General features: G+C 35.6%; 25 protein-coding genes and 2 pseudogenes. 14 read left to right on the top strand and 13 right to left on the bottom strand.

All coding sequences use genetic code 11. From position 1 onward, the window contains the following. Nucleotides 1-186: 186 nt before the first annotated feature. Nucleotides 187-1152: a M23 family metallopeptidase gene (locus tag BN1066_RS01330; protein ID WP_425445262.1), complete on the bottom strand. Its 966-nt coding sequence runs from the start codon at nt 1150-1152 to the stop codon at nt 187-189. A gap of 150 nt (nt 1153-1302) precedes the next feature. Beyond that, nucleotides 1303-1401, bottom strand: a pseudogene (locus BN1066_RS21130) (IS30 family transposase); the annotation flags it as partial. Nucleotides 1402-1405: 4 nt separating this feature from the next. Between BN1066_RS21130 and BN1066_RS01325 the strand changes: the two are divergent. Further along, a pseudogene (locus tag BN1066_RS01325) lies at nt 1406-1623 on the top strand (IS30 family transposase); the annotation flags it as partial. A 175-nt stretch (nt 1624-1798) separates the two neighbouring features. Here the strand turns inward: BN1066_RS01325 and BN1066_RS01320 are convergent. After that, on the bottom strand, nt 1799-2359 hold the full coding sequence (locus tag BN1066_RS01320; RefSeq protein WP_077317725.1) for a YhcN/YlaJ family sporulation lipoprotein: 561 nt from the start codon (nt 2357-2359) through the stop codon (nt 1799-1801). 134 nt (nt 2360-2493) lie between these two features. Between BN1066_RS01320 and BN1066_RS01315 the strand changes: the two genes are divergently transcribed. Beyond that, nucleotides 2494-2778, top strand: a complete 285-nt coding sequence (locus BN1066_RS01315) for a YutD family protein (RefSeq protein ID WP_077317724.1) — start codon at nt 2494-2496, stop codon at nt 2776-2778. 11 nt (nt 2779-2789) lie between these two features. On the opposite strand, the gene BN1066_RS01310 is transcribed toward BN1066_RS01315, so the two are convergent. Continuing rightward, nucleotides 2790-3047 (bottom strand): hypothetical protein, encoded by a 258-nt coding sequence (locus tag BN1066_RS01310; protein WP_077317723.1) that lies wholly within the window; start codon nt 3045-3047, stop codon nt 2790-2792. Between the two features lie 449 nt (nt 3048-3496). Next, a complete protein-coding gene (locus BN1066_RS01305) occupies nt 3497-3766 on the bottom strand; it encodes an SAV0927 family protein (protein WP_077317722.1) in 270 nt (89 codons plus the stop codon). A 267-nt stretch (nt 3767-4033) separates the two neighbouring features. Between BN1066_RS01305 and BN1066_RS01300 the strand changes: the two genes are divergently transcribed. Together BN1066_RS01300 and BN1066_RS01295 are read left to right on the top strand one after the other, a co-directional pair. After that, entirely contained in the window at nt 4034-4486 is a 453-nt protein-coding gene (locus tag BN1066_RS01300; RefSeq protein WP_077317721.1) for a DUF86 domain-containing protein, read from the top strand. 41 nt (nt 4487-4527) lie between these two features. After that, the gene (locus BN1066_RS01295; protein WP_077317720.1) at nt 4528-5304 is read left to right on the top strand and encodes a TIGR01457 family HAD-type hydrolase; all 777 of its coding nucleotides are present in this window, start codon (nt 4528-4530) and stop codon (nt 5302-5304) included. Nucleotides 5305-5371: 67 nt separating this feature from the next. Here BN1066_RS01295 and BN1066_RS01290 read toward each other — a convergent pair whose 3' ends face one another. Then, nucleotides 5372-5884 carry a phosphatidylglycerophosphatase A family protein gene (locus tag BN1066_RS01290; RefSeq protein ID WP_077317719.1) on the bottom strand — a complete coding sequence of 171 codons (513 nt, stop codon included), beginning with the start codon at nt 5882-5884 and terminating at the stop codon, nt 5372-5374. Nucleotides 5885-6039: 155 nt separating this feature from the next. Here BN1066_RS01290 and BN1066_RS01285 point away from each other — a divergent pair, with 155 nt between their 5' ends. Then, complete coding sequence (locus BN1066_RS01285) at nt 6040-7011, top strand: protein kinase family protein (RefSeq protein WP_077317718.1); 972 nt, start codon at nt 6040-6042, stop codon at nt 7009-7011. Nucleotides 7012-7073: 62 nt separating this feature from the next. Then, nucleotides 7074-8039, top strand: coding sequence for a 2-hydroxyacid dehydrogenase (locus BN1066_RS01280; protein ID WP_077317717.1), 966 nt, complete (start codon nt 7074-7076; stop codon nt 8037-8039). 234 nt (nt 8040-8273) lie between these two features. Here BN1066_RS01280 and BN1066_RS01275 read toward each other — a convergent pair whose 3' ends face one another. After that, nucleotides 8274-8498 (bottom strand): NifU family protein, encoded by a 225-nt coding sequence (locus tag BN1066_RS01275; protein ID WP_050350380.1) that lies wholly within the window; start codon nt 8496-8498, stop codon nt 8274-8276. Nucleotides 8499-8944: 446 nt separating this feature from the next. On the opposite strand from BN1066_RS01275, the gene BN1066_RS01270 reads away from it, so the two are divergent. The 3 genes from BN1066_RS01270 (at nt 8945) to BN1066_RS01260 (ending at nt 10581) form a co-directional block, all read left to right on the top strand. Then, the gene (locus BN1066_RS01270; protein ID WP_077317716.1) at nt 8945-9277 is read left to right on the top strand and encodes a YuzD family protein; all 333 of its coding nucleotides are present in this window, start codon (nt 8945-8947) and stop codon (nt 9275-9277) included. Nucleotides 9278-9287: 10 nt separating this feature from the next. Continuing rightward, nucleotides 9288-10145 (top strand): diaminopimelate epimerase, encoded by an 858-nt coding sequence (gene dapF / locus BN1066_RS01265; RefSeq protein WP_077317715.1) that lies wholly within the window; start codon nt 9288-9290, stop codon nt 10143-10145. Nucleotides 10146-10224: 79 nt separating this feature from the next. Continuing rightward, complete coding sequence (locus BN1066_RS01260; RefSeq protein ID WP_077317714.1) at nt 10225-10581, top strand: HesB/IscA family protein; 357 nt, start codon at nt 10225-10227, stop codon at nt 10579-10581. A 606-nt stretch (nt 10582-11187) separates the two neighbouring features. Here BN1066_RS01260 and BN1066_RS01255 read toward each other — a convergent pair. Next, a complete protein-coding gene (locus BN1066_RS01255; protein ID WP_077317713.1) occupies nt 11188-12174 on the bottom strand; it encodes an NAD(P)/FAD-dependent oxidoreductase in 987 nt (328 codons plus the stop codon). 322 nt (nt 12175-12496) lie between these two features. On the opposite strand from BN1066_RS01255, the gene BN1066_RS01250 reads away from it, so the two are divergent. The 3 genes from BN1066_RS01250 (at nt 12497) to BN1066_RS20970 (ending at nt 15197) form a co-directional block, all read left to right on the top strand. Beyond that, a complete protein-coding gene (locus BN1066_RS01250) occupies nt 12497-13714 on the top strand; it encodes an NAD(P)/FAD-dependent oxidoreductase (RefSeq protein WP_077317712.1) in 1218 nt (405 codons plus the stop codon). A 389-nt stretch (nt 13715-14103) separates the two neighbouring features. Continuing rightward, nucleotides 14104-14433, top strand: coding sequence for a YuiB family protein (locus BN1066_RS01245; protein ID WP_425445261.1), 330 nt, complete (start codon nt 14104-14106; stop codon nt 14431-14433). 59 nt (nt 14434-14492) lie between these two features. Beyond that, nucleotides 14493-15197 carry a 3D domain-containing protein gene (locus BN1066_RS20970; RefSeq protein WP_077317711.1) on the top strand — a complete coding sequence of 235 codons (705 nt, stop codon included), beginning with the start codon at nt 14493-14495 and terminating at the stop codon, nt 15195-15197. Nucleotides 15198-15415: 218 nt separating this feature from the next. Here the strand turns inward: BN1066_RS20970 and BN1066_RS01235 are convergent, their stop codons facing one another. The 4 genes from BN1066_RS01235 to deoD all read right to left on the bottom strand — a co-directional run bounded on the left by BN1066_RS01235 (nt 15416) and on the right by deoD (nt 18459). Then, nucleotides 15416-15679, bottom strand: coding sequence for a YqfO family protein (locus BN1066_RS01235; protein WP_077317710.1), 264 nt, complete (start codon nt 15677-15679; stop codon nt 15416-15418). A 553-nt stretch (nt 15680-16232) separates the two neighbouring features. Continuing rightward, nucleotides 16233-16709: a divergent PAP2 family protein gene (locus BN1066_RS01230; RefSeq protein WP_077317709.1), complete on the bottom strand. Its 477-nt coding sequence runs from the start codon at nt 16707-16709 to the stop codon at nt 16233-16235. A gap of 138 nt (nt 16710-16847) precedes the next feature. Beyond that, nucleotides 16848-17444 (bottom strand): biotin transporter BioY, encoded by a 597-nt coding sequence (locus tag BN1066_RS01225; RefSeq protein ID WP_077317708.1) that lies wholly within the window; start codon nt 17442-17444, stop codon nt 16848-16850. A gap of 307 nt (nt 17445-17751) precedes the next feature. Beyond that, complete coding sequence (gene deoD, locus BN1066_RS01220; protein ID WP_077317707.1) at nt 17752-18459, bottom strand: purine-nucleoside phosphorylase; 708 nt, start codon at nt 18457-18459, stop codon at nt 17752-17754. 1174 nt (nt 18460-19633) lie between these two features. Between deoD and BN1066_RS01215 the strand changes: the two genes are divergently transcribed. Next, on the top strand, nt 19634-19897 hold the full coding sequence (locus BN1066_RS01215) for a phosphocarrier protein HPr (RefSeq protein ID WP_077317706.1): 264 nt from the start codon (nt 19634-19636) through the stop codon (nt 19895-19897). A gap of 363 nt (nt 19898-20260) precedes the next feature. On the opposite strand, the gene kapB is transcribed toward BN1066_RS01215, so the two are convergent. Continuing rightward, complete coding sequence (gene kapB / locus BN1066_RS01210) at nt 20261-20644, bottom strand: kinase-associated lipoprotein KapB (RefSeq protein ID WP_077317705.1); 384 nt, start codon at nt 20642-20644, stop codon at nt 20261-20263. A gap of 144 nt (nt 20645-20788) precedes the next feature. Between kapB and BN1066_RS01205 the strand changes: the two genes are divergently transcribed. Next, nucleotides 20789-20977, top strand: a complete 189-nt coding sequence (locus BN1066_RS01205; protein WP_077317704.1) for a hypothetical protein — start codon at nt 20789-20791, stop codon at nt 20975-20977. The last annotated feature ends 219 nt before the right edge of the window (nt 20978-21196 follow it).

The following is a 21196-nucleotide window of genomic DNA, read 5'->3' as shown; positions in this document are numbered from 1 at the left end:
TTATTGTGTAGGTACTTTAATTTTATCAGATGGTGTCCTTTTTGTTTACTTTAAAAAGAATATTAAACAAAAAATAAGCGTGGTACCTTCACCTTTTATGATGGTGAGTACCACGCTTATTTTTTTAATTTAGTGGGGTTTTGTCCCAGCCTCATTCATGTTTCGATAGTAGCTTGGTTTAAATATTTACTCTTTTTGTTTTGCCATTCGTTCCCATTTTTTCAAGTATGGATAGGGGTCGAATGACCATTCACTATGTCCGTTGTCCTTATACATTCCATAATGAAGATGGGGGGGGAATTTACCCGATGTTCCCGGCGGGCCGTACCCTGTTGAACCAACACTGCCTAGTACATCTCCTGGCTTCACTACTTTTCCTACTTGGATATCTTCTTTATACCCACTCATATGGGCATAATAATGATAAATATTATAAATATCACGAATGCCAATTCGCCAACCGCCATATAAATTCCACCCCATCATTTCAATAACTCCATAGGTTGTTGATTTGACAGGAGTGCCATAATCAGCAAATATATCGGTTCCCTCATGTATTCGTAAGCCGCCAAACCCTCTACGATCACCCCAAGTACTTCGATAACTATAATTATAGGAAGTGTCTACTGGAAAATCGCGATCCGTTAAATTTATTTCTTGATAGGTTTGGAATACTTTTGCTGTATTCATGATTGTTTGCACCGATAGATCTCGATTATAAAAATTCCATAAGGCAATTTTTATATCTTCTTTCGTTTGCCCATATTGAAGCATATAATTAGCAATAGTATAGAGAACATCTTCTGGATTGTTTGGATCAGCTTTTTGATCACCATTTCCGTCTCGACCTTGGCCGTGAAAAAAGTCAATCAGAAGCTCATCATTAATCATGGAGGCATTTCCTAATCCATACCATAATTCAGGAGAGAATTCGATGGATATAATTTTTTCATCATTTGCATGCTGTTTTTTGTTTCGTTCATAGTTATCCATTGCAGCAAAATAATACCACGGAATTTGCGTCAATGCTTCGGTTTTCTTAAATAAAGCCATTCGCTGTTCATAGATATTGTCCTCTGCATAAATCGGATTTTTAATAAGCAAAAAAAGCAGTAAAATAAAACTCCCTGTGAAAAAACGTTTTGCATACACATTTGTCACCCTTAATATGTTAAGTTTTTCGTTATCATTAAATATGGTCTTTACTTTTCCCAATAGACATAATAAATATACAAGTTTGATGTTCGCTAGTTCTGGAGACCATTTACCAATACGTACGTCCATAATTTAGTCTACGCTTGTAGCGAATTCTTTGCCTCTATCTACTGTGGCGGTTTGAAATGCACCATCGGGTAATCGTTCATGCAGTGTTCGAATAGCTTGTTCCATAGAGGCAGCAGAAAATAACATTCAGGTATATTTTGTGGAACCTTATTCTTCATGGCAGCGTGGTAGCAATGAGAATGCAAATGGTTTATTACGAGAGTTTCTCCCTAAGAAAACCGATTTGGCTAAAGTCTTAGATGCAGAACTAGAAAATGCATTATCACTCATCAACAATAGACCTAGAAAATGTTTAAAAATTGGAGAACTACACACGAAGCGTTTCAGGAAGAACTTTGACAAACTGTCATTAAAAAAGTAGGATCCACAAAATGAAATTCAACTTAAGGAAGCCGTAAACTTTCTATAAACAAGATGGTACTACGGAAAGATCTAATGGAAAATTAACGGCTCCTAAATAACCAATTTCTTCAACTCATATTTTTGCAAGATAAATCCCACCAATGAAGCTTCGTCATTCATTGGTATTTTTTGTTGTTTTATTCATTTCTTTAATTATATTGTCGATTGTATTATCATAATTTCCATCGGTTGTTCGGGAATTATGCAAACTTTGAATATCATCGATTAAATTGGTATTGTCGGTTACATAAACATCAAAGTATCCTGGCATGATTGATGTAGCTGTTTTTTTCGCTATTTCTGTTGCTCTCTCAGAATTAGTGTCAGCTGATTTTTCATACGCAATTAACACTTCATTGTCTGTAACAAGTGTTGCTACCTCTTCAAATGAATTACCACGAAGCATAATTCGAGTTATCATATTAGCCATTTCGGTTCGGTCAATGCTGATAGAACGATTATTTTCATTATCATTGTCAATTTCATCTTTTGTATAGCGTACATATCCTAATTTATTTTCTGCACTTTCATCCGCAGGTGCCTGTAGTTGCCCATTTGGATCAAGTTGGTTTTTAATTTCCTCTCTTTCGTCAGTAGCTGTATCGTTATCCATGCATCCTGTCATGAGAAACAGTGTGGTAAGTCCTATGGGGAGCAATTTTTTCAGTTCCATTGTTTACCTCCTTCTCAAGTTGATTTTGGGGTTCTTTTTTAGTTTGCTGGTTCAGCATGAAATCATACTGTTTTTTTCTGGAGGGTTTGGAGGAAAGGTGATACACTGAAAAGACAAAGTATGGGGGGATACAAATGATAGAGATTTATGGAAAAATGTACGAGCTAGTAGAAAATCATAAAGGAGGATTTAATGAAGAAGCTGTCAGAGAACGTTATTCGGACATATTATCAAAGTATGACTATATTGTAGGGGATTGGGGTTATGAGCAACTTCGATTAAAGGGTTTTTATGGAGTTCAACATACGAAGATTCCAATGGATGCAAAGATAACAGCATTGGACGATTATCTGTATGAATATTGTAACTTTGGCTGTGCCTACTTTGTATTAAAAAAAATAACTGCAAAAGAGCAGTAGCGAATTAACATCTACTGCTCTTTATCGTCATGAATAATATGTGCTCCTGGTATTCTGCGGGGAACATCTTCATGCTGTTCCCGATCTGGATAAACAAAGGCGCTGTCTCTACGCTGTCCCTTTTCCCACGGGGTTGATTTTCCTTCTACAGGAGTATCTGCATTTATTGGTAATCCGAAAGATCCTTCTGGAAACTCTTCAGGAATTAATTTGTTATGCATATCTTTAACATTTGAAAAATCGGAGTAATCCTTTTTTTTCTTATCCATTCTTTCACCCTTCCAATTCATTCATGTTATGGTGCGTTTTCCCTCATCTAAGGTGCAGTAAATACTTTATAGCGAATATGAATAAGTCTAAGTGGGAGATCAAGATACCAAAAAGCCTGATTTTTTTCCGCGGTGACAGGACAAGGAAAGCTACGACAGCGACACATCGCGGTTTTCAAAAACAAGAAAAGCTACGACAGTGCTACATTGCAGTTTTTCAAGGACAAGAAAAACCCTACTGAATGAAGTTTTACTTTATTAGTAATGTTCCCTCTGATTACTTGCTTTTATTATTAGTAAATATAGGTAAAATTATTTTAGTTAACACGAATGGAAAAGCCTTTTACTCGGAATAGGAATAGATTGGAAAGATCAGATAAGAAACGATTGGTATAAATGAACAAATAAGTGGAGGATGGAAAGACCTACTTATTTGTTCATTTATAGTGTTAAAGTACATCTTTTAAAAAATGACGAATTTCATCAGCTTCCATATTTGGTTCATTAAACGTATGTTCGATTTTTCCTTTGTCATGTAAGTCATCTTTTCCAATGGTAGTACAACGATTTTTCCGTAAATTAATAATGAGCTTTTTGCTCGGATCATCTTCATGCTCTACAATTGCCAAATCATAGCGCTGTAGTTGTCCCATAAAACTGATATAACGAACTCCCTTCATTTTAGTTTCATCTTTGATTATTTCGTATTTTTTAGCCATATTATCCCCCTTTTTTGAATATTGCTATTTCACCAACTATATCATGTTTTTCTTCATATTCCTATAGAATATGATATGATAAACATGTAATTTCATCCCGCATGTAAGGTGTCGTAAGACTCCCACTTCAAAATCTTGAGTGAATACAAAAGGTCTAAGTGGGAGAAAACGGCACCTAAATGCCCGATTCGTTCAACTAACATTCAGTATTAGATGGAAGAAAACTCCTACTGAATGAAGTTTCACTTTATAATGGAGGTTTGACATATGTACTTTGTTGACCGTAAGAAATTGGAGGAGATACTTCAGTATATGGATGAATTAATAAACATATTGAAGATGGGCCCTCCAAAAACATTGTCAGATAAACTCAGTTTAGAAAGAGCAGTACATGTCTTTATTGAGTCAACGCTAGATGTCGGTAATATGATGATTGACGGGTTTATTATGCGTGATCCTGGCAGTTACAATGACATTATCAATATTTTATTAGATGAAAAGGTTATTCCAGAAGAGGAAGAAAGAGCATACAAAGAGTTGATTAGTTTGAGACGTATGTTAATTTCAGACTATACATCAGTGGATTATAACGTATTAATGAAGGCGATCCAAACAAACTTGACTATTTATAAACAATTCTCCACCCATATTCGAACTTATTTAAATAAAGAACATCAACAGGTAACCCATGCTTTTACAAATGAATCAAAATCGGAATAAAAGCACAGTCTATTCGTATTGCATTGGAGTGAATGAATAAAATGAACAAAAAATATCGAGGCTATTTAATCGACTTAGATGGAACAATGTATCAAGGAAATGAACCTATTTCATTTGCTTCGGAGTTTGTTCACGCATTGAAAAATAATCATATTCCGTATGTGTTTGTAACGAACAATTCAACTAAAACACAAGAAGCAGTGGCCGATAAACTAAGAAATATGGATATCCCGGCAACAGCCAATCAAATTGTCACGACGAGTTTAGCAACGGTTTCGTATATTAAAGCAAATTATGAGAATCCGCGCTGTTATGTAATTGGAGAAGAAGGCCTCATTCAAGCTTTTGAACAAGCAGGACTTAAGGTGGTAGAGGACGAAAATTGTGATGTTGTTGTGATCGGTCTTGATCGTGAAATTACGTATGAAAAATTAGCTACGGCGAGTATCGCTGTTCGTAATGGGGCAAAATTTATCTCAACAAATGGTGATAAGTCCATCCCGAATGAACGAGGTTTGTTACCTGGAAACGGTTCGCTAACCGCTGTCATCACATTATGTACGGGTATAGATCCAATCTTTATTGGTAAACCGGAAGCGGTAATTATGAAAGAAGCACTTGATGTACTTGGTCTAGATAAAGACGAAGCTTTAATGGTTGGAGATAATTATGACACTGATATTCAAGCGGGTATTCGAGCTGAAATTGATACTTTAATGGTGTTTACCGGAGTTACTCCATTTTCAGAATACAATTATTTGAAGGTAAAACCAACGCATTATGTTCAAAATCTGTTTGAATGGATCGATAAGCTGTAAAATATAAGGATACGTACTTATAATACGTGTTCTATAAGAAAAAAAGCAGGAGATATTTCCTGCTTTTTTAATCGTCTAATATGACATCTTCTCCATTATCATGTGCTAATCGGCTTGAAGCTGCTGCAGCAATTGCGCCGACAATATCATCTAAAAATGTATGACACTCTCCGGTAGATTTATCATCTAGTCTTTTTAAGATACCCGGTTTTTGTTTATCAATATACCCATAATTGGTTAAGCCAATAGAACCATAAACATTCACAATCGATAAAGCAATAATTTCATCGACACCGTATAAGCTTTCATCGGAGTCAATCGTTTTTTGTAAAGGTTGCTCCAGTTGTTTTTTTTCAGCAAGCACATCTAATTGAATACCTGTTAAAATTGCATTTTGTACTTCCCGTTTAGCAAGAACTCGATTGACATTATGTCTGCACTCATCAAGTGTTAAATGCTCATGGTATTGTGATTGTAAGAAATAAACAAGTTCGGCAATATCATCTATTAATACGCCTCTTTCTGTTAACCATTGTCTGGCTTTCATTTCTAATTCACTTCGTTTTGTATTTTCACTCATTTCTTTTTACCATCCTTTTATTCTTTAGTAAAAAAACTGACTTTACTTCATAAACTATTACGGAAGCAACTTATAAAAAGCCTCATCGATTAAAATTATTCAGCACTCATCGTTGAAGGTTTTTAACGAGATAAAATGATAAGGGGGTAAGTTCATTGTCATTTAGTACCTGGCTTTATGAAAATTATAATGTTCGTCCCGAAACAAAGCGTTGGGTTGATGGGAAGGAATGTTACCAAGCAGAACGATATATTTATTTTATCACTTCTGTGGAAAACAATGAAATTATACATATGGAGCAATCGGTTTTAGCTTATTATTTAAAAGAGAGCTCCTATAGTAATATGGCTATTCCTATCCGTAATCAACAAGGAGAGTGGCTTACCTCTCATCAAAACACTAAATACATGGTCATTCAAGGAAGTGATCAATCGTACTCCCCAAGTATATCCAGTGGAACGATATTAGCGCAATTTCATCAGATTGGCAGTGCCTATACTTATGAGCCCAAAGCAATTTCCAGTTATGGACAATGGAAGCAGCTATGGATAGAAAAGGTTACAGCATTAGAGCAAAGTCTGGAAAAAGCAGCCCAAGGTAATCCAAATGCTTATTATCGATTGGTTATGGATACCTTACCTTATTTTATTGGTGTAAGTGAAAATGCAATTCAATATATTCGAGAAAGTGAAGAAGAGTTACGCTTCCACGAGGCTGACCAAGGTACCATCGCTTTCCGAAGATATTCAGATCAGCTGTACCAATCAGTCATGTGGCCGCTGGAATTAGTTTATGACCATCCTGCTAGAGATATTGCTGAATTTTTACGTCAACAGTTTTTGCAGGATGACCCCAAACAGGGAACAATCCAGTTTTTGCGAGATTATGAAACCGTCCGACCGCTTTCTATATTTACCTGGCGTTTAGTGTATGCTAGATTGCTCTTTCCTATCCATCTATTTGATTGTTTGGAACGAAATTTAACGAAACAACAAATAGACGCTGATGATCAGTTACACTATTTATTACAACTTCAGGCGAAATATGAAAAGCATGTTAGCCAATTCTTTGACTGGGCAAATATAGATTGTAAACATCTTCAGATTCCTGTGTTACACTGGCTTTAATACAATATCTTTCTAAACATAAAAACAGTTATTAGACATTTGCGATGATGGAGGGGAAGAAGATGAATAAGCCGACAATCTATATTACAAGAAGCATCCCGGCAAAATTATTAAAACCTTATCAGGAGCATTTTACGTTCATCTGCTGGGAAAAAGAAGAAACTCCAGTACCAAGAGAAGTATTAATAAAAGATGCAAAACATGCGGATGGTCTAATTTGTATGTTAACCGAAGAAATAGATGATGCTTTTTTAGACAACGTACAACGTTTACAAGTGATCGCCAATTTAGCTGTGGGCTATGATAACATTGATATTCATGCTTCGAAAGCAAGGAATATCATTATAACTAATACACCCGATGTATTAACTGAAACGACGGCCGATTTAGGTTTTGGATTATTGATGGCTACAGCAAGGCGATTACTAGAGGCTAATGATTTCATTAAACAGGGAAAATGGCAGCACTGGGCTCCTTATTTATTGGCAGGAACGGACGTCTATAATAAAACGATTGGCATTGTTGGTATGGGAAGAATAGGAAAAGCAATTGCAAGGCGAGCTAAAGGATTTTCGATGAATATTTTATATCACAATCGATCTAGAGACGAAATAGCGGAAGAAAAACTGGGGGTGACATATTTAGGACTTAATGAATTATTAAGTGAGGCAGATTTTGTTGTGTCTGTTGTTCCCCTAACCGATGAAACAAGGAATATGTTTGATGCTGATGCTTTTAGCATGATGAAACATTCAGCTATCTTTATCAACATATCTCGGGGAGGGGTAGTTGATGAAACAGCTTTAATACAAGCCCTAAAAGAAGAACAAATTGCAGCAGCCGGGTTAGATGTTTTTTCTAAAGAGCCGCTTCCGAAGAATCATCCTTTGCTTCAAATGAGAAATGTTGTTGCACTTCCTCATATTGGATCAGCAAGTGTAGAAACAAGGACGAACATGTGGAATCTTTGTTTAGAAAATGTTACACGTGTATTAAGTGGTAAGCGACCACGAACTCCAGTTGAGTAAAGTGCAGATGAGTTCGTTTGCAATTTAAGAAACAAAAAAGAAGGTGTTCCTAATTGTTGGAAGCCTTCTTTTTATTGTGATCATTTTTGTATAAGATTTACCTATATTCAGCTTCAGCGCGTTAGTCCTCTCCTAGATGGGTAGTATCTTCGTAGAAACACTAGTCATTATCGGGCTGGGCTGACCAACCAAGGCACATAAGCTTTGGTTCTCTATGAATATTCATGAGTACATTTAGAATACTTGTTCAATCTCAGTTACACCGGGTACTTCGGCCATAAGGGCACGTTCAATTCCTGCTTTTAAGGTAATGGTTGAGCTAGGGCAATTTCCGCAAGCACCCATGAGACGAAGAAGCACAATGCCATTTTCATCAACATCAATTAATTCCACATCGCCACCATCTCGCAGCAAGAATGGACGTAATTTGTTTAATACTTCCTGTACTTGTTCACGCATTATCCATCTTCTCCTTTCTTATTATCTATTATAAAACGGATTATCTAAAAAATCCATGACCGCAATCACGTGTAAGAGGAGGTTCAAAAGGTCAGGTAAAAATGGGGGATAGAATTCTTCGTTGTCTAGGAAATTATATTTGTTCCTAGTGGATAACTTTTTTGAAAAGTAGCTTCGTCTTGCTTATCTAACAGCATATACTGCGCTACTTGAAATTAAGCTACCTGGAACAGACATCCTAGTATCAGTGTTGCAATAGGACAAAGTATACTTCGCCAGCAATACACTACACGCAGAAAAAGCATACTGCTTTTTTAAGGATGCCTAAAAACTTAGCCAGCCTTGAGTCTTTTTTATACCCTTTGAGCAGGTACTAATCATTTTTATTTTAACTTTGATCCAACTTTTTGTAAAATAAAAGATATCAGAGTAGCGGAGGGAAGGGCATGAGTCAGATTACAATTACTGTTTATGGAGCAGAGCAAGTATGTACTAGTTGCGTTGGAGCACCAAACGCAAAAGATACGTATGAGTGGTTACAGGCGGCAGTAGGAAGAAAATACAGTACAGATTCGGTTACATTTGAATACATTGATATAGAACAGCCTCCAAATATAGAGAAACATCATTCATTTATAAAACGCATCATACAGGGAGATCTATTCTATCCACTTGTTCTTGTAAATGATAAGGTAGTAGCTGAGGGTATTCCAAGGTTAAAACCCATTTATAAGGCGTTAGATAAGAATAATTTACCATTACGAGCAGAAGAGAAATGAGGACGAGAAGATGCAACTACCATTTACTAAAATGCATGGACTAGGAAATAACTATATTTATATCGATTTTTTTACAAATCAAGTGGAAGAAAGTAAATTATCTGGATTGGCAAAGCGTGTTGCCAATGTAAATACAGGCATTGGCTCAGATGGACTGATTATCATCCATCCGAGTAAAAAAGCAGATGTCGGTATGCGGATATTTAATAAGGATGGTTCGGAAGGTCTAAGTTGTGGAAATGGATTAAGATGTACAGCGAAGTATGTCTATGAGCAGGGAATCGTAAGTAAAAAGCAATTTAAAATCGAAACTAAAGCGAATATTGTCGAAGCGGAAGTAAAAGTTACAGATGGAAACGTAGATTTGGTGACTATTAATATGGGAGAACCTTTACTCAACCGACAAGATGTTCCTATGCAGGGTGAAATAAACCAGCAGGTTATTTCGGAACCTTTTATCATTAATGACGAAGAACTGATATTAACAGCTGTTTCTATGGGGAATCCACATGCCGTGTTTTTTGTCGAAAAGATAAATAATGCACAAGTAGAAAAACTCGGTCCATTAATTGAAAAGGATCCCCGTTTTCCTCTAGGAGTTAATGTGGAATTTATTGAAGTAATTTCACCAACAGAAGTTAATTTCAGTGTGTGGGAGCGAGGTTCTGGTATTACTCAAGCGTGTGGGACAGGTGCATGTGCTTCTGTAGTTGCTGGCGTATTAAACAATTATTTAACTAGAGATAAAGAAATCACCGTACATTTGCCAGGAGGAGATTTGTTAATAAAATGGGATAAAGATGGGAATGTTTGGATGACTGGCGGGGCTGAAATCATTGCTTCCGGCGTTTATTATGAAAGGAAATAAAGAAAACTGTTAAGTTGAACAGGTAGTAATCAGGGTATATACTGAAAGGTAACCACTTATGAAAGGAGAAATCCAAAATATGACAATCACGATTACTGACCATGCAAGACAGCAAATTCAAGATATGATGAAAGAAGAGTCAGACGGCGTATATCTTCGCTTTGGGGTAAAAGGCGGTGGATGTAGTGGATTATCCTATTCACTTGGTTTTGAATATGAAATCAACGAGGAATTGGATACAGTCGAAGAAATAAATGGAATTCCTGTCGTATTAAACAATCAAGATATTCCAATTATTAAAGGAACAACGATAGATTTTAAGCAGAATATGATGGGCGGGGGATTTAGTATTGATAACCCAAACGCTATTATATCCTGTGGATGTGGTTCTTCATTTCGGACAAAGGATAAAGTCGGGACCCCAGGCGATTGTTAATTTGTATAAACTTATAAAAAACTAGGCTAGTGAGCCTAGTTTTTTGGTGATAGAAAATTATATCCGTTCCTAGTCTATAGGAAAGTATAAAATTTTAGGGTTTATCCCGCATGTAAGGTGCCGTAAGTTTCCCACTTCAAGTCCTGAATTGATACAAAAGAGTCTAAGTGGCAAAAAACGGCACCTAAATGCCCGATTGGTTCAAGGGCCTTTAGGTCATACCCTTGTGGTACTAACATTCCGTGTAAAAAGCATTCCACGGAATGAAGTTTCACTTTATCGTATAAGTAAAACGACAGCTTTCGCCATAAAGACTTGGTGACAAGCCAAGTTTTTCTAAAAAAGTAGCATCGCCCAGTTTAAGTGCTCGTGCTGCTAGCAAACTTCCCTCTTCTCCTACGATAAGTCAACATTGGATTGAATCTAAAGGAAGGCCGACTATAAGCATGCTTGTCGCTCAGGCATCGGCCATACCCTTGTTTTAGGGCATGTTGCCTTCATCGCTTCAGATGATCTCAGTTTGTACGTCGCTAACCAAGCGCTTAAGCACTTGTCGGTATAAATTCAAAAGATTACTATTATGCACGCTTAGAACTCAGTTCAAGCTTAAAACATACTAGTTGAGTGTTTCGGCTGTATCCTTGCTTTTGGATCAATATAATGTTTTGCATTGTTGATCGCAGTAGGTCCTTCACCAAATCCGGTTGCTATTAATTTTACTTTTCCCTCATACGTACAAATATCGCCTGCAGCATAAATGCCTGGGATATTTGTCTCCATTTTGGAATTTACTACAATACTATTACGCTCAATTTCTAAACCCCAATCTTTAATTGGGCCAAGTGTAGAGACAAAACCATAATTACACAAGACCGAATCGACTTCCATCTCTAGTTTGCGTTCTCCCTTAACTTCTTCAAGAATAACTCTTTCAATTCGCTCATCACCTATAATGTCTGTAGGAACAAAAGGGGTAAGGACGTCTACAGTGGATGCATATAATTTTTCCACACTATGCTCATGAGCTCGAAATTTATCACGACGATGGACAAGTGTTACCTTTTTAGCGATGGGCTCTAGCATTAGCGCCCAATCAACAGCCGAATCACCGCCGCCAAGTAAGAGAACATGCTGGTCCTTATAACTACTCATGTCTTTTACATGGTAATGCAAATTAACTCCCTCAAATTGATCGCAATTGCTTACGTTTAATTTTCGTGGTTGAAAAGCACCGTTTCCAGCGGTAATAATCATTGTTTTTGTGTAATGAACATCTTTTTTATCAGTAGTTAATTTTAATGTACCGTCCTCTAGGCGTTCTACCTGTTCTACTGCTTGTTCTAAAACAATGGTTGGATGGAACATACTGACTTGTTCTTGCAGGTTATCAATTAACTTCTGGGCTCTTATTTTGGGAAAACCTGCAATATCATATATATATTTTTCTGGATAAAGAGCAGTTAACTGCCCACCAGTATGTGGTAAGCTTTCAATGATTTTCACACTCGCTTGGCGCAAACCGCCATAGAATGCAGTAAACAAACCAACTGGTCCTGCGCCAATAATGGTGACATCATAAACTTCATTTGTCACGACGATTACCTCCATTTGATATAATCTTTGCACCACTTTTTATAGTATCATAAATCGACTGTAATAGAATATTAATGTACTCAGCTTATCATTAACTTTTGATTAAGAAAAATCTAATAATAATTAAAAAGCAGATAGGGTTGAAAAGTAAAGCGAAAAGAGCTACTATAACAAGGGAACCATATTACAATTGTGTGACATATGAAATAACTCTATTATTCTATAAAGATTAATTGCTTGGCAGCGAGCCAAGTTTTTCTTAGTGGTGTCAAGTGAAAAAGATCACAATTTACAAAAAAAGGAATAAATGGAAGTGATAAACGTGGGAAAACCAAACATAGTCATCTTAGGTGCTGGTTATGGTGGGATGATGACTACGGTTCAATTACAAAAGTCATTACGTGCTGATGAAGCGAATATAACCTTAGTGAATATAAATGATTACCATTATCAAACAACTTGGCTACATGAAAACGCAGCCGGCACATTACCTCATGAGCGCACTAAAATTCAAATTAAAGATATTATTAACCCCAATAAAGTTAACTTTATTCAAGATAAAGTAATCTTAATCAATCCGAAAAAAAAGCAGGTCCAACTAGAAAATGGTGTATTACATTATGATGTGCTTGTTATTGCACTAGGTTTTGAAGTTGCTACCTTTGGTATTCCTGGTTTAGAAGAGCATGCTTTTACTATTGATAATATTAATAGTGCTTGCTCTATTCGTGACCATATTGAGCATAATTTTGCAAGTTATCACAATGATGTGAAAAAAGATCCAGCCCGGTTAACTATTGTGGTTGGCGGTGGCGGCTTTACTGGTGTTGAGTTTCTAGGAGAATTAGCTAATCGAGTAGATGAACTTTGTAAAAAATATGATATTGATAAACAGTTAGTGCAAATGATTAATATTGAGGGTGCTCCAACTATTTTACCAGGATTTGATGAACAATTAGCGGAGTATGCTATGAATTCTTTGGAATCACGTGGTGTTGAATTTATTACGGGTGCATTTTTAAAAGAATGCACATCATCTAGTGTCATATTTGAAAAGAATGGATTACCAGCAAAAATACATACCAATACCATCGTTTGGGCAGCAGGAGTACGAGCTAATTCTATCGTAGAGAAATCTGGATTTAAAACAAATCGTGGTAAGATTGAAGTGAATAATGATATGCGTTGTCCTGAATATGAAGATGTCTTTGTTATTGGTGATTGCGCTTTAATTATGGATTTAGAACATGGTAATCCCTATCCTCCTACGGCACAAATGGCAATTCAAGAATCCGAAGTGGTTTCGTATAATGTTCGAGCATACATCCGGGGTGAGGAAATGGAAGTATTTAAGCCAAATATTCTTGGAACCGTCGCCTCATTAGGACACAATGATGCCATGGGGATAATTTTCAACGACAAAATAATTCTTGGTCGGAAAGCTACAGTGATGAAAAAAATCATTGATAATCGTTACTTATTTAAGTTAGGCGGAATTCGCTTATTAATGAAAAAAGGAAAATTTAATATTTTTCATTAACAGATAAGAAAAGCAAAAGTACGGTTGTATTTTTGCTTTTTTAGTACTTGAATTTGGTTTGAAACATAAAATAATGAATCATGTCTTAACTGCGCGGTTAGTAAGAGAGCAAGTTTTTCTAATTGAAAATATTTCTATCTCGTGGATACCTTTTTTGAAAATAAATATCGCCTAGCATAACGCTCAAGCTGTGATCTTCTTTCTGTGCATTTTTCAAGGAGAAAAGTACTCCTTGAATGAAGCTTCCCTTTATCTCACATCAGAATTCCGCCGTTTGTACGGCGCTAAACGGAGTGCTTGCACTTTTATTCAAACTTCATTTAAAATGAAAAGGGGTAATTGGACAAATAGAGAGTAATCTTGCATCATAGTACGGGAAGGGTACTTATTTGAAGGGAGAAAATGAATTGATTCAGCTAATTGTATCTATCTTATTGTATTTTGTTATCTTTTTTGGCATTGCTTTTATTTTAAATATGCTGTTACGTACGACATGGCTCATGACAATTGTATATCCTTTTGTTGTTGCCATTATTATAGACAATATTCCAACTTGGGATTATTTCTCAGCACCGGGAGAAGCATTTTCGAAGTTGGCGAATCGTTTAGCTGAAATTACGATTATAGATATTTCAATCTTAGCTGCAGGTTTTGTTGGAACGATCGTGTCTGGTATAGTTATTAGACTACTAAGAAAAAGCGGATATCAAATGTTTTAATAGAATGATGAATAAAATTTTGTAGATTGGAAATGATGACATCCAAAGAGGTGTTAATCATGAAAATCCAAAATTTCATTCAAAATTTAAGTTTATTTCTATTGATAATTGTTATGTTTATTGCGGTTGGAGCTTTTATGCCGGACAATACTCATGCAGCAAAGCTTTGGCATTACCAAAAACCAGAGATTCTACAAACATTGAAAATAACGGAGCATAAAGTAAGAGATGATGTCACTTCTAGAGAAACAGAATTATCAGAAAAAGAATTTAATCATAGAGAGCAGAAGCAGTTAAATATTTCGAGTGAACAAATAGATGGTGCAGAGACTTTGGAAGAAGTTGTTAATTATCAACAATACCCTAGTCAAACTGTGTTGGCAACTGGTTATACTGCAGGTGCAGAGTCAACAGGAAAAACACCAGATCATCCTGAATATGGAATTACGTATTCTGGAGTTAAAGTGAAAAGAGACTTGTATTCTACTATCGCAGCAGATTTAACCATCTTTCCTCTTGGGACAATTCTTTTCATCCCTGGGTATGGTTTTGGGGTGGTTGCAGATAAAGGAAGCGCTATAACTGGTAATAAGATTGATCTATATTACGAAACCATTGATGATGTTTATAATCAATGGGGGAAAAAGCAAGTAGATGTTTATATGATTAAAAAGGGTGATGGTAAACTAACGGAAAAAGAGCTTCAACATTTAAATGAAAATCAAGCCTTACAAGTATTCAGACAAGGCATAAATGGAGGATAACTTTTGAACGTTGAAGCTACTGATTAGTTAAATAAACGGTTTTGATCGATGAAGAAGTCTCGCTGTAATTTAAAAGAACCAACTGTAAAGGTTTTTTAAAATTGGTGAGGCTTTTTTATCGTCAGAAGACATGAAATTTTTGCATACATAATTGATAGCTGAAAAGAAGGGATTTCAGGTTGTCTTGGCATAATTATAGAATATTAAGATAGCACTTCTTATGTTAATAAAGGATAGATATAAATTACCGGTTCTTCATATGGATGGTATTCCTTAATGATCTCATTTACTTTTGTAATATATTTATATAGGCATTTGAATTCCATTTTACACTCCACACCAAAGTTAATTTTATGCTTCGTTCCATGAACTGGTTGGGCTGTCTCCAAGGGACGCCAATATCCGTTAACATGAGAATAGGAAATAACGTGGTCATAGTTACCGATGGTCAAAACTCCTAATTCATTTAATTTATCCCGCATCTAAGGTGCCGTAAGACTCCCACTTCAAAAGCCTTGAGTTGATACAAAAGGGTCTAAGTGGGAGAAAACGGCACCTAAATGCCCGATTCGTTCAAGCTAACATTCAGTAGGAGATGGAAGAAAACTCCTACTGAATGAAGTTTCACTTTATTTCTTATCGTTTCAATGTAAGCTTCCGGTAGTAACACTTCAACTTTTACGTACTCTATATTCATTTCATTCTCTCCATATCTTTTATTATAAAAGATGACAATCAGTATAAAAAATGCAATATTTTTTATACTATAAGAAAGTTTTAAATTTTTAGGGGGCTATAGTATAAGAAAAACTATAGCTTTGGCCATAAAGACTGGCGATAAGCCAAGTTTTTCTAATGTAGTTAGCAATAAAAATAGGGGTTCAATTAATTCTAGAACTCCCAATAAGATGATCGCTTATTTATAAGTTATTCTTCACATACAATTTTACTTTAAGTTCGCACTAGCAAAAACATATTTCATAACCAGTACTCAAGAGGTAGAAATCCTTTTAACAACTGCTGTTCTATTTAGCTTTAATAGAGAACTGTATGCAATATTAGGGCAACCGCGATTCCTGTAAGCCCTCCGAAGAAAACTTCTATTGGTTGATGTCCAAGCAATTCTTTTAGTTCTTGTCTTTTTTCGTAGTCCTCTTTGTGTGGCCAATTTTTTGCTTCATCCACAAATAATTGAAAATCCCGAATAAGTTTGTTTAAAACGATTGCTTGTTCACCAGCTTGTCTTCTTACTCCGGTAGCATCAAACATAATGATAACACTAAAGATACAGGAAACCGCGAATACGGTAGATGCCACACCTTCTACTATTCCTACAGCCGTTGTTAAGGCAGCTACAGCTGCAGAATGACTGCTTGGCATTCCGCCAGTACTAAATACTAAATCCGGTCTGAATTCTTTTGTAAAAACAAGTGCAATAGGAACTTTGACACCTTGTGCAAAAACGATTGCGGTAAGGGCTGCCCACAGTGGAAAATTTAAAAATAATTCCATGCTTTGTCAAACATCCTTTCTCAGGAAATGAAAATCGCTTTATAATAGACAATATGCATGAGTTATTGGATAATGCTATATTATCACAAGCTGGGGCAGTAAGCATAAAAAAGCGCCACGTTTTTAACTATTCCTTTTCTAGCTTGCTCTTACGTGATTTAAGACAGGTATTCGCTTAACGACTTTCACTGTAAATAATGCTGCTAATCCAGCAAAAATAAGATCCTTAATTAAAAACGGAATCATTCCAGCCCAAGCTATTGTATATGGAAGCGGGACTTCCATCCATGTATTTGAAGCAATATACATATACGTTACACCGATGAGATAATTGAATGCCGTACCTATAAGCGCCGCTAAACAATAGCGTGGAAAGGAGTAGTTCTTTTCTGAGTTATCTACTACCCAGCCTGTAAAGAAAGCTGCAAATATAAATGAAATAATAAATCCACCAGTAGGGCTGATAAACATAGTAGGTCCAGAAGAAAACCCAGCAAAAATCGGCACACCAGCAATTCCGACAAGCATATATACAAACATGGATAAACTACCAAGTTTTTTTCCAAGCATCAAACCTGCTAAAACAGCAAAGAATGTCTGTAATGATAGTGGCACATCAGCACCTCCAATTGGAATGCTAAGCATTGGAAACCAAGCGGTAATATTTGCACCAACTGCCATTAATACAACAAAAACTGCTCCGTATGTAAGATCAGTAGTTCGTAATTTACTCATTTTAATCCCCCTCATTTTAATGTATAATCGGAATACTATGACTGCTTATAATAGATAATAGATTGTTAATTCTCTATTGTCAACTTGTTTTTTAATAGGTTAACAATATGGGGTATATAAAAAGAGGAGTAATTATAGTAAAAATTAGATGAACAGAAATAAAGCTGTAGGATTAGTTTATAGAGATGGAGGAGAAATGACCCTTTATTAAATTGTTTTTACATAATTTTATATAACAAATAAAACACATGCAGTATCGGACAAAACTGCATGTGTTTAATAATAGCTGGTTGGAACAAAATAGTACTTATCGAATTGCCGCTTCTAAAGCAACTTCCATCATATCTAGAAAAGTAGTTTGTCTTTCTTGGGCTGATGTTTCTTCGCCAGTTATAATATGATCAGAAACTGTTAGCACCGCTAATGCTTGACGGTCAAACTTTGCTGCCAGTGTATAAAGAGCGGTAGTTTCCATTTCAATTGCCAGAACTTTATAAGCAGCTAATTTTTCATTTATTTCTTTAGCGTTATCTCGATAAAAGGTGTCACTTGTGAATACATTTCCGACTTTGAGATTTAACCCTTTTGCAATTCCCGCTTCATAGGCATTTTTTAGTAAGTCAAAATCTGCCAAAGGTGCATAATCGATTCCGCCAAAAACCATACGATTCATCTGTGAATCTGTCGTAGAACCTTGGGCAAGAATAACATCTCTTACTTTTACATCTTTTTGAATCGCTCCACACGTACCAACACGAATTAGTTTCTTCACATCATAGCTCTGAATTAATTCATTTACATAAATAGAGATGGAAGGTACTCCCATGCCTGTACCTTGTACAGAAATTTTTTCACCTTTATAAGTTCCTGTAAAACCTAGCATACCTCTAACATTGTTATATTGCTTTGGATTTTCCAAAAACGTTTCTGCAATGAATTTTGCCCGTAGTGGATCGCCTGGTAGTAAAATTTTGTCAGCAATTTCGCCCGTTTTAGCGCCTATATGTACACTCATGATATAACCTCCTATTTAGTTGTTAGAGAGAATGCTCAAAAAGCCCGGTAAAAATGAAGCATCAAATTTTTTGCGGATCATGTTTCTAATATCATATACATTGCAAACCGAACCTTTTTGAACACCACTTTATAGTCTTCAAAATAACGGTATCATAAGTGTTAACTAAAGACAAATGCTAAGATATACGTGAACTTATTTTTAAAAAATAGCTTACAATTAGTTTTCCGCACAATCGAAGCGCGTCCGTCCTACAAGATTCCAAATTTAGATTATAGAAAATATGAAGAAATTTAAGTGTGAGAGAACGAGCTAAACGTCTAATTCGTTCGAACGGAAAGGACAAGAAAAAATCACGACAGCAACATATCGCGGTTTTTTAAGGCCAAGAAAGAACTATGATAGCAATACTTCGCGATTTTTCAAGGACGCTGCAAACTTAGCATTTGATCCCCTGTTTCAAGAGAAAAGCACTCCTTAGTAGATATTTTCTCGTCAGAAGTTCTGCCTGTTTATACGCGCTAACCAAGCGCTTATCGCCTTTGTTCTACTTTTAGAAAAAGCTAATAATGAATGAAGTTTAACTTTATTTATACTTTTTAAGCCTAAATATTTTATGTTAACGTAAAAAAAACTTCTTTTTTGTTTATTCTTGATTGTTTTGTTGTAAACTATGTGTTAAGCTGAATTTGATAAATTAGGAGCACAAATTGTAGAGGATGTTCGAAAAGTACGTCAAAATGATACATTGCATTCTCTTGGGTCCCTTTGAAACACGCACTTCTATTTCTTCTGCAAAAATAGATGGAGTATTTTATTAAAAATGGTACATTTTTGTTTCAAAAAATAGATTTTTTGTATATAATAAGGCTAGTGCAGTTTTTCACTTAGAGTTAGTGAAAACCTTTTACTTATCATGCGTGTTCAACAAGAGACATAGAACGATTGGAGAAGTGAGCAATACCTCGTTTTATCAAGCATAGCAAAAATATGTTTAAAAAATGAAGGAAGCGTATTAGTGACTAATATTGCATAAAACTTGTTTTTATGCAGGGAGAGTATGATGCTAGGAAAAGTACGAGAGGAGTAAATGGCTTTACTTCCCGAATGGTTTCATAACCTCTTTGCCTATGGACACAGACACTGGATAAATTCTTTGGAAGGATGAAGGAAAATGACAGAAAAAACATTTAAAATTACAGCAGATACTGGGGTACATGCACGTCCAGCTACACTATTGGTAAATAAAGCAGGTCAATTTGAATCAGAAGTAGAAATTACGTACAATGACAAAACTGTAAATCTAAAATCGATTATGGGTGTTATGTCTCTGGGAATACCTAAAGGGGCACAAATTAAAATTTCTGCTAATGGTTCAGACGAAAAAGAAGCTATCCAAGGTATAGAAGAAGTAATTAAAGAACACCTTGGTGAATAATTCGTTATTTTCATTTCTTAAAACTGTCAGTTGTTAATGCTGGCAGTTTTTTTATTTTGGTAAAAAGAGGTAAAATGGTACTTAAAAATGAATATACATTATTCACATTTCTTTTATCTCTATAGCTACAAGTAAATTTTTTCTATAAATAATTAATGAATTGTACTTTTGTATATTGCTATTAAGGGTGAGTAATTGAACTTATTGCCAAAAGGAATATGATGGAGATCTCAGGTTAAGGGTTTATAATAATTGTAGAGTTTCCTTGATGGGTAATGATGAGTTGGAAGAGTGAGGCATAAGGATTTCAAATGAAACCAAAGAGATAACAATTTTCTCTTTGGCTCTGTAGTAAATTTAATCTTAGTGTTTAAAATAAACCTTTTCCAATTGTTCTAAGCAGGAAAGTGCTGCTTTATTATAAGCAGAATCCTGTTGATATAGCTTTTCTTTATAATCTTCCACCGCTTGTTTTAATGAAGTGGTATAGTCTGGTATAGACTCCGTATAAGGATGTACAGCTGCTTTTTTTACATTTGTTTTTTCATGGAATGCCAGTGCTTTTCGTTGATGAAAAAATACATCTTCTGTTTCATTAGGATGGTGAAGGTCTCCTTGCATTGGGTGCTTTTTAACAGCAAGTACCTCAATAACATACCGATCTCCCTTATCGGCAATCACTTTTCCAATATATGTTCCAGAACGATAATGAGCTTTAACGGTTTCCCCAATCGCTACTTCAGCCATAAAAAACTCCTCCCCAAAGTGATATATACTTATAGTATCATTTTTATCATTGTGCCAAAAGTAGAACAGTTTAACGAATAATTGATCTCTAACTTTAGTTATGGTTCTATGTTTGTTATAATGACTGGGGAGGATGTGAGAAAAATGATACCAGTATTAGAATTCCCGCAAGATAAAGCGGAGTATATTCCTTCATTTATTACATTAGCTATATTTTTTATTGGAGCAGCAATTACGACATATATAATTTATAAGAAATCTAAAAAAGATGAGAAAGAATTTCGACAGGAGTATGATAAAGAGTTAAGTGAATACCAAGATAAACATTATTAATACCTCTCTAGCTAGAGAGGTTTTTTTATAGAAATATCCGTTTCTACATGGTCATAACTTTTTAAAAAGCAGTTTCTTTTAGCTTAAGCGTTTAAGCTGTGTTCTTCTTTCTAGGGTAAATTACCACCCGCTCGAATCTAAATAAAAACGGGCTTACCACTCAGGCGTCGGCATACCTTGTTTTAGAGGCATGTTTTCTTTATCCCGAATATAAGGAGC

The sequence above is a fragment of the Virgibacillus proomii genome, assembly GCF_900162615.1.
Taxonomy (GTDB): Bacteria; Bacillota; Bacilli; order Bacillales; family Amphibacillaceae; genus Virgibacillus; species Virgibacillus proomii.
The sequence above is the reverse complement of the archived record's forward strand: the minus strand, read 5'-3'. Positions and strand labels throughout refer to the sequence as shown.

Bases quoted from the DNA above. Each gene is read 5' to 3' on its own strand.
- BN1066_RS01320 (WP_077317725.1), bottom strand. From the start codon at position 2,359: ATGGAACTGAAAAAATTGCTCCCCATAGGACTTACCACACTGTTTCTC.
- BN1066_RS01315 (WP_077317724.1), top strand. From the start codon at position 2,494: ATGATAGAGATTTATGGAAAAATGTACGAGCTAGTAGAAAATCATAAA.
- BN1066_RS01310 (WP_077317723.1), bottom strand. From the start codon at position 3,047: ATGGATAAGAAAAAAAAGGATTACTCCGATTTTTCAAATGTTAAAGAT.
- BN1066_RS01305 (WP_077317722.1), bottom strand. From the start codon at position 3,766: ATGGCTAAAAAATACGAAATAATCAAAGATGAAACTAAAATGAAGGGA.
- BN1066_RS01300 (WP_077317721.1), top strand. From the start codon at position 4,034: ATGTACTTTGTTGACCGTAAGAAATTGGAGGAGATACTTCAGTATATG.
- BN1066_RS01295 (WP_077317720.1), top strand. From the start codon at position 4,528: ATGAACAAAAAATATCGAGGCTATTTAATCGACTTAGATGGAACAATG.
- BN1066_RS01290 (WP_077317719.1), bottom strand. From the start codon at position 5,884: ATGAGTGAAAATACAAAACGAAGTGAATTAGAAATGAAAGCCAGACAA.
- BN1066_RS01280 (WP_077317717.1), top strand. From the start codon at position 7,074: ATGAATAAGCCGACAATCTATATTACAAGAAGCATCCCGGCAAAATTA.
- BN1066_RS01275 (WP_050350380.1), bottom strand. From the start codon at position 8,498: ATGCGTGAACAAGTACAGGAAGTATTAAACAAATTACGTCCATTCTTG.
- BN1066_RS01270 (WP_077317716.1), top strand. From the start codon at position 8,945: ATGAGTCAGATTACAATTACTGTTTATGGAGCAGAGCAAGTATGTACT.
- dapF (WP_077317715.1), top strand. From the start codon at position 9,288: ATGCAACTACCATTTACTAAAATGCATGGACTAGGAAATAACTATATT.
- BN1066_RS01260 (WP_077317714.1), top strand. From the start codon at position 10,225: ATGACAATCACGATTACTGACCATGCAAGACAGCAAATTCAAGATATG.
- BN1066_RS20970 (WP_077317711.1), top strand. From the start codon at position 14,493: ATGAAAATCCAAAATTTCATTCAAAATTTAAGTTTATTTCTATTGATA.
- BN1066_RS01235 (WP_077317710.1), bottom strand. From the start codon at position 15,679: ATGCGGGATAAATTAAATGAATTAGGAGTTTTGACCATCGGTAACTAT.
- BN1066_RS01230 (WP_077317709.1), bottom strand. From the start codon at position 16,709: ATGGAATTATTTTTAAATTTTCCACTGTGGGCAGCCCTTACCGCAATC.
- BN1066_RS01225 (WP_077317708.1), bottom strand. From the start codon at position 17,444: ATGAGTAAATTACGAACTACTGATCTTACATACGGAGCAGTTTTTGTT.
- deoD (WP_077317707.1), bottom strand. From the start codon at position 18,459: ATGAGTGTACATATAGGCGCTAAAACGGGCGAAATTGCTGACAAAATT.
- BN1066_RS01215 (WP_077317706.1), top strand. From the start codon at position 19,634: ATGACAGAAAAAACATTTAAAATTACAGCAGATACTGGGGTACATGCA.
- kapB (WP_077317705.1), bottom strand. From the start codon at position 20,644: ATGGCTGAAGTAGCGATTGGGGAAACCGTTAAAGCTCATTATCGTTCT.
- BN1066_RS01205 (WP_077317704.1), top strand. From the start codon at position 20,789: ATGATACCAGTATTAGAATTCCCGCAAGATAAAGCGGAGTATATTCCT.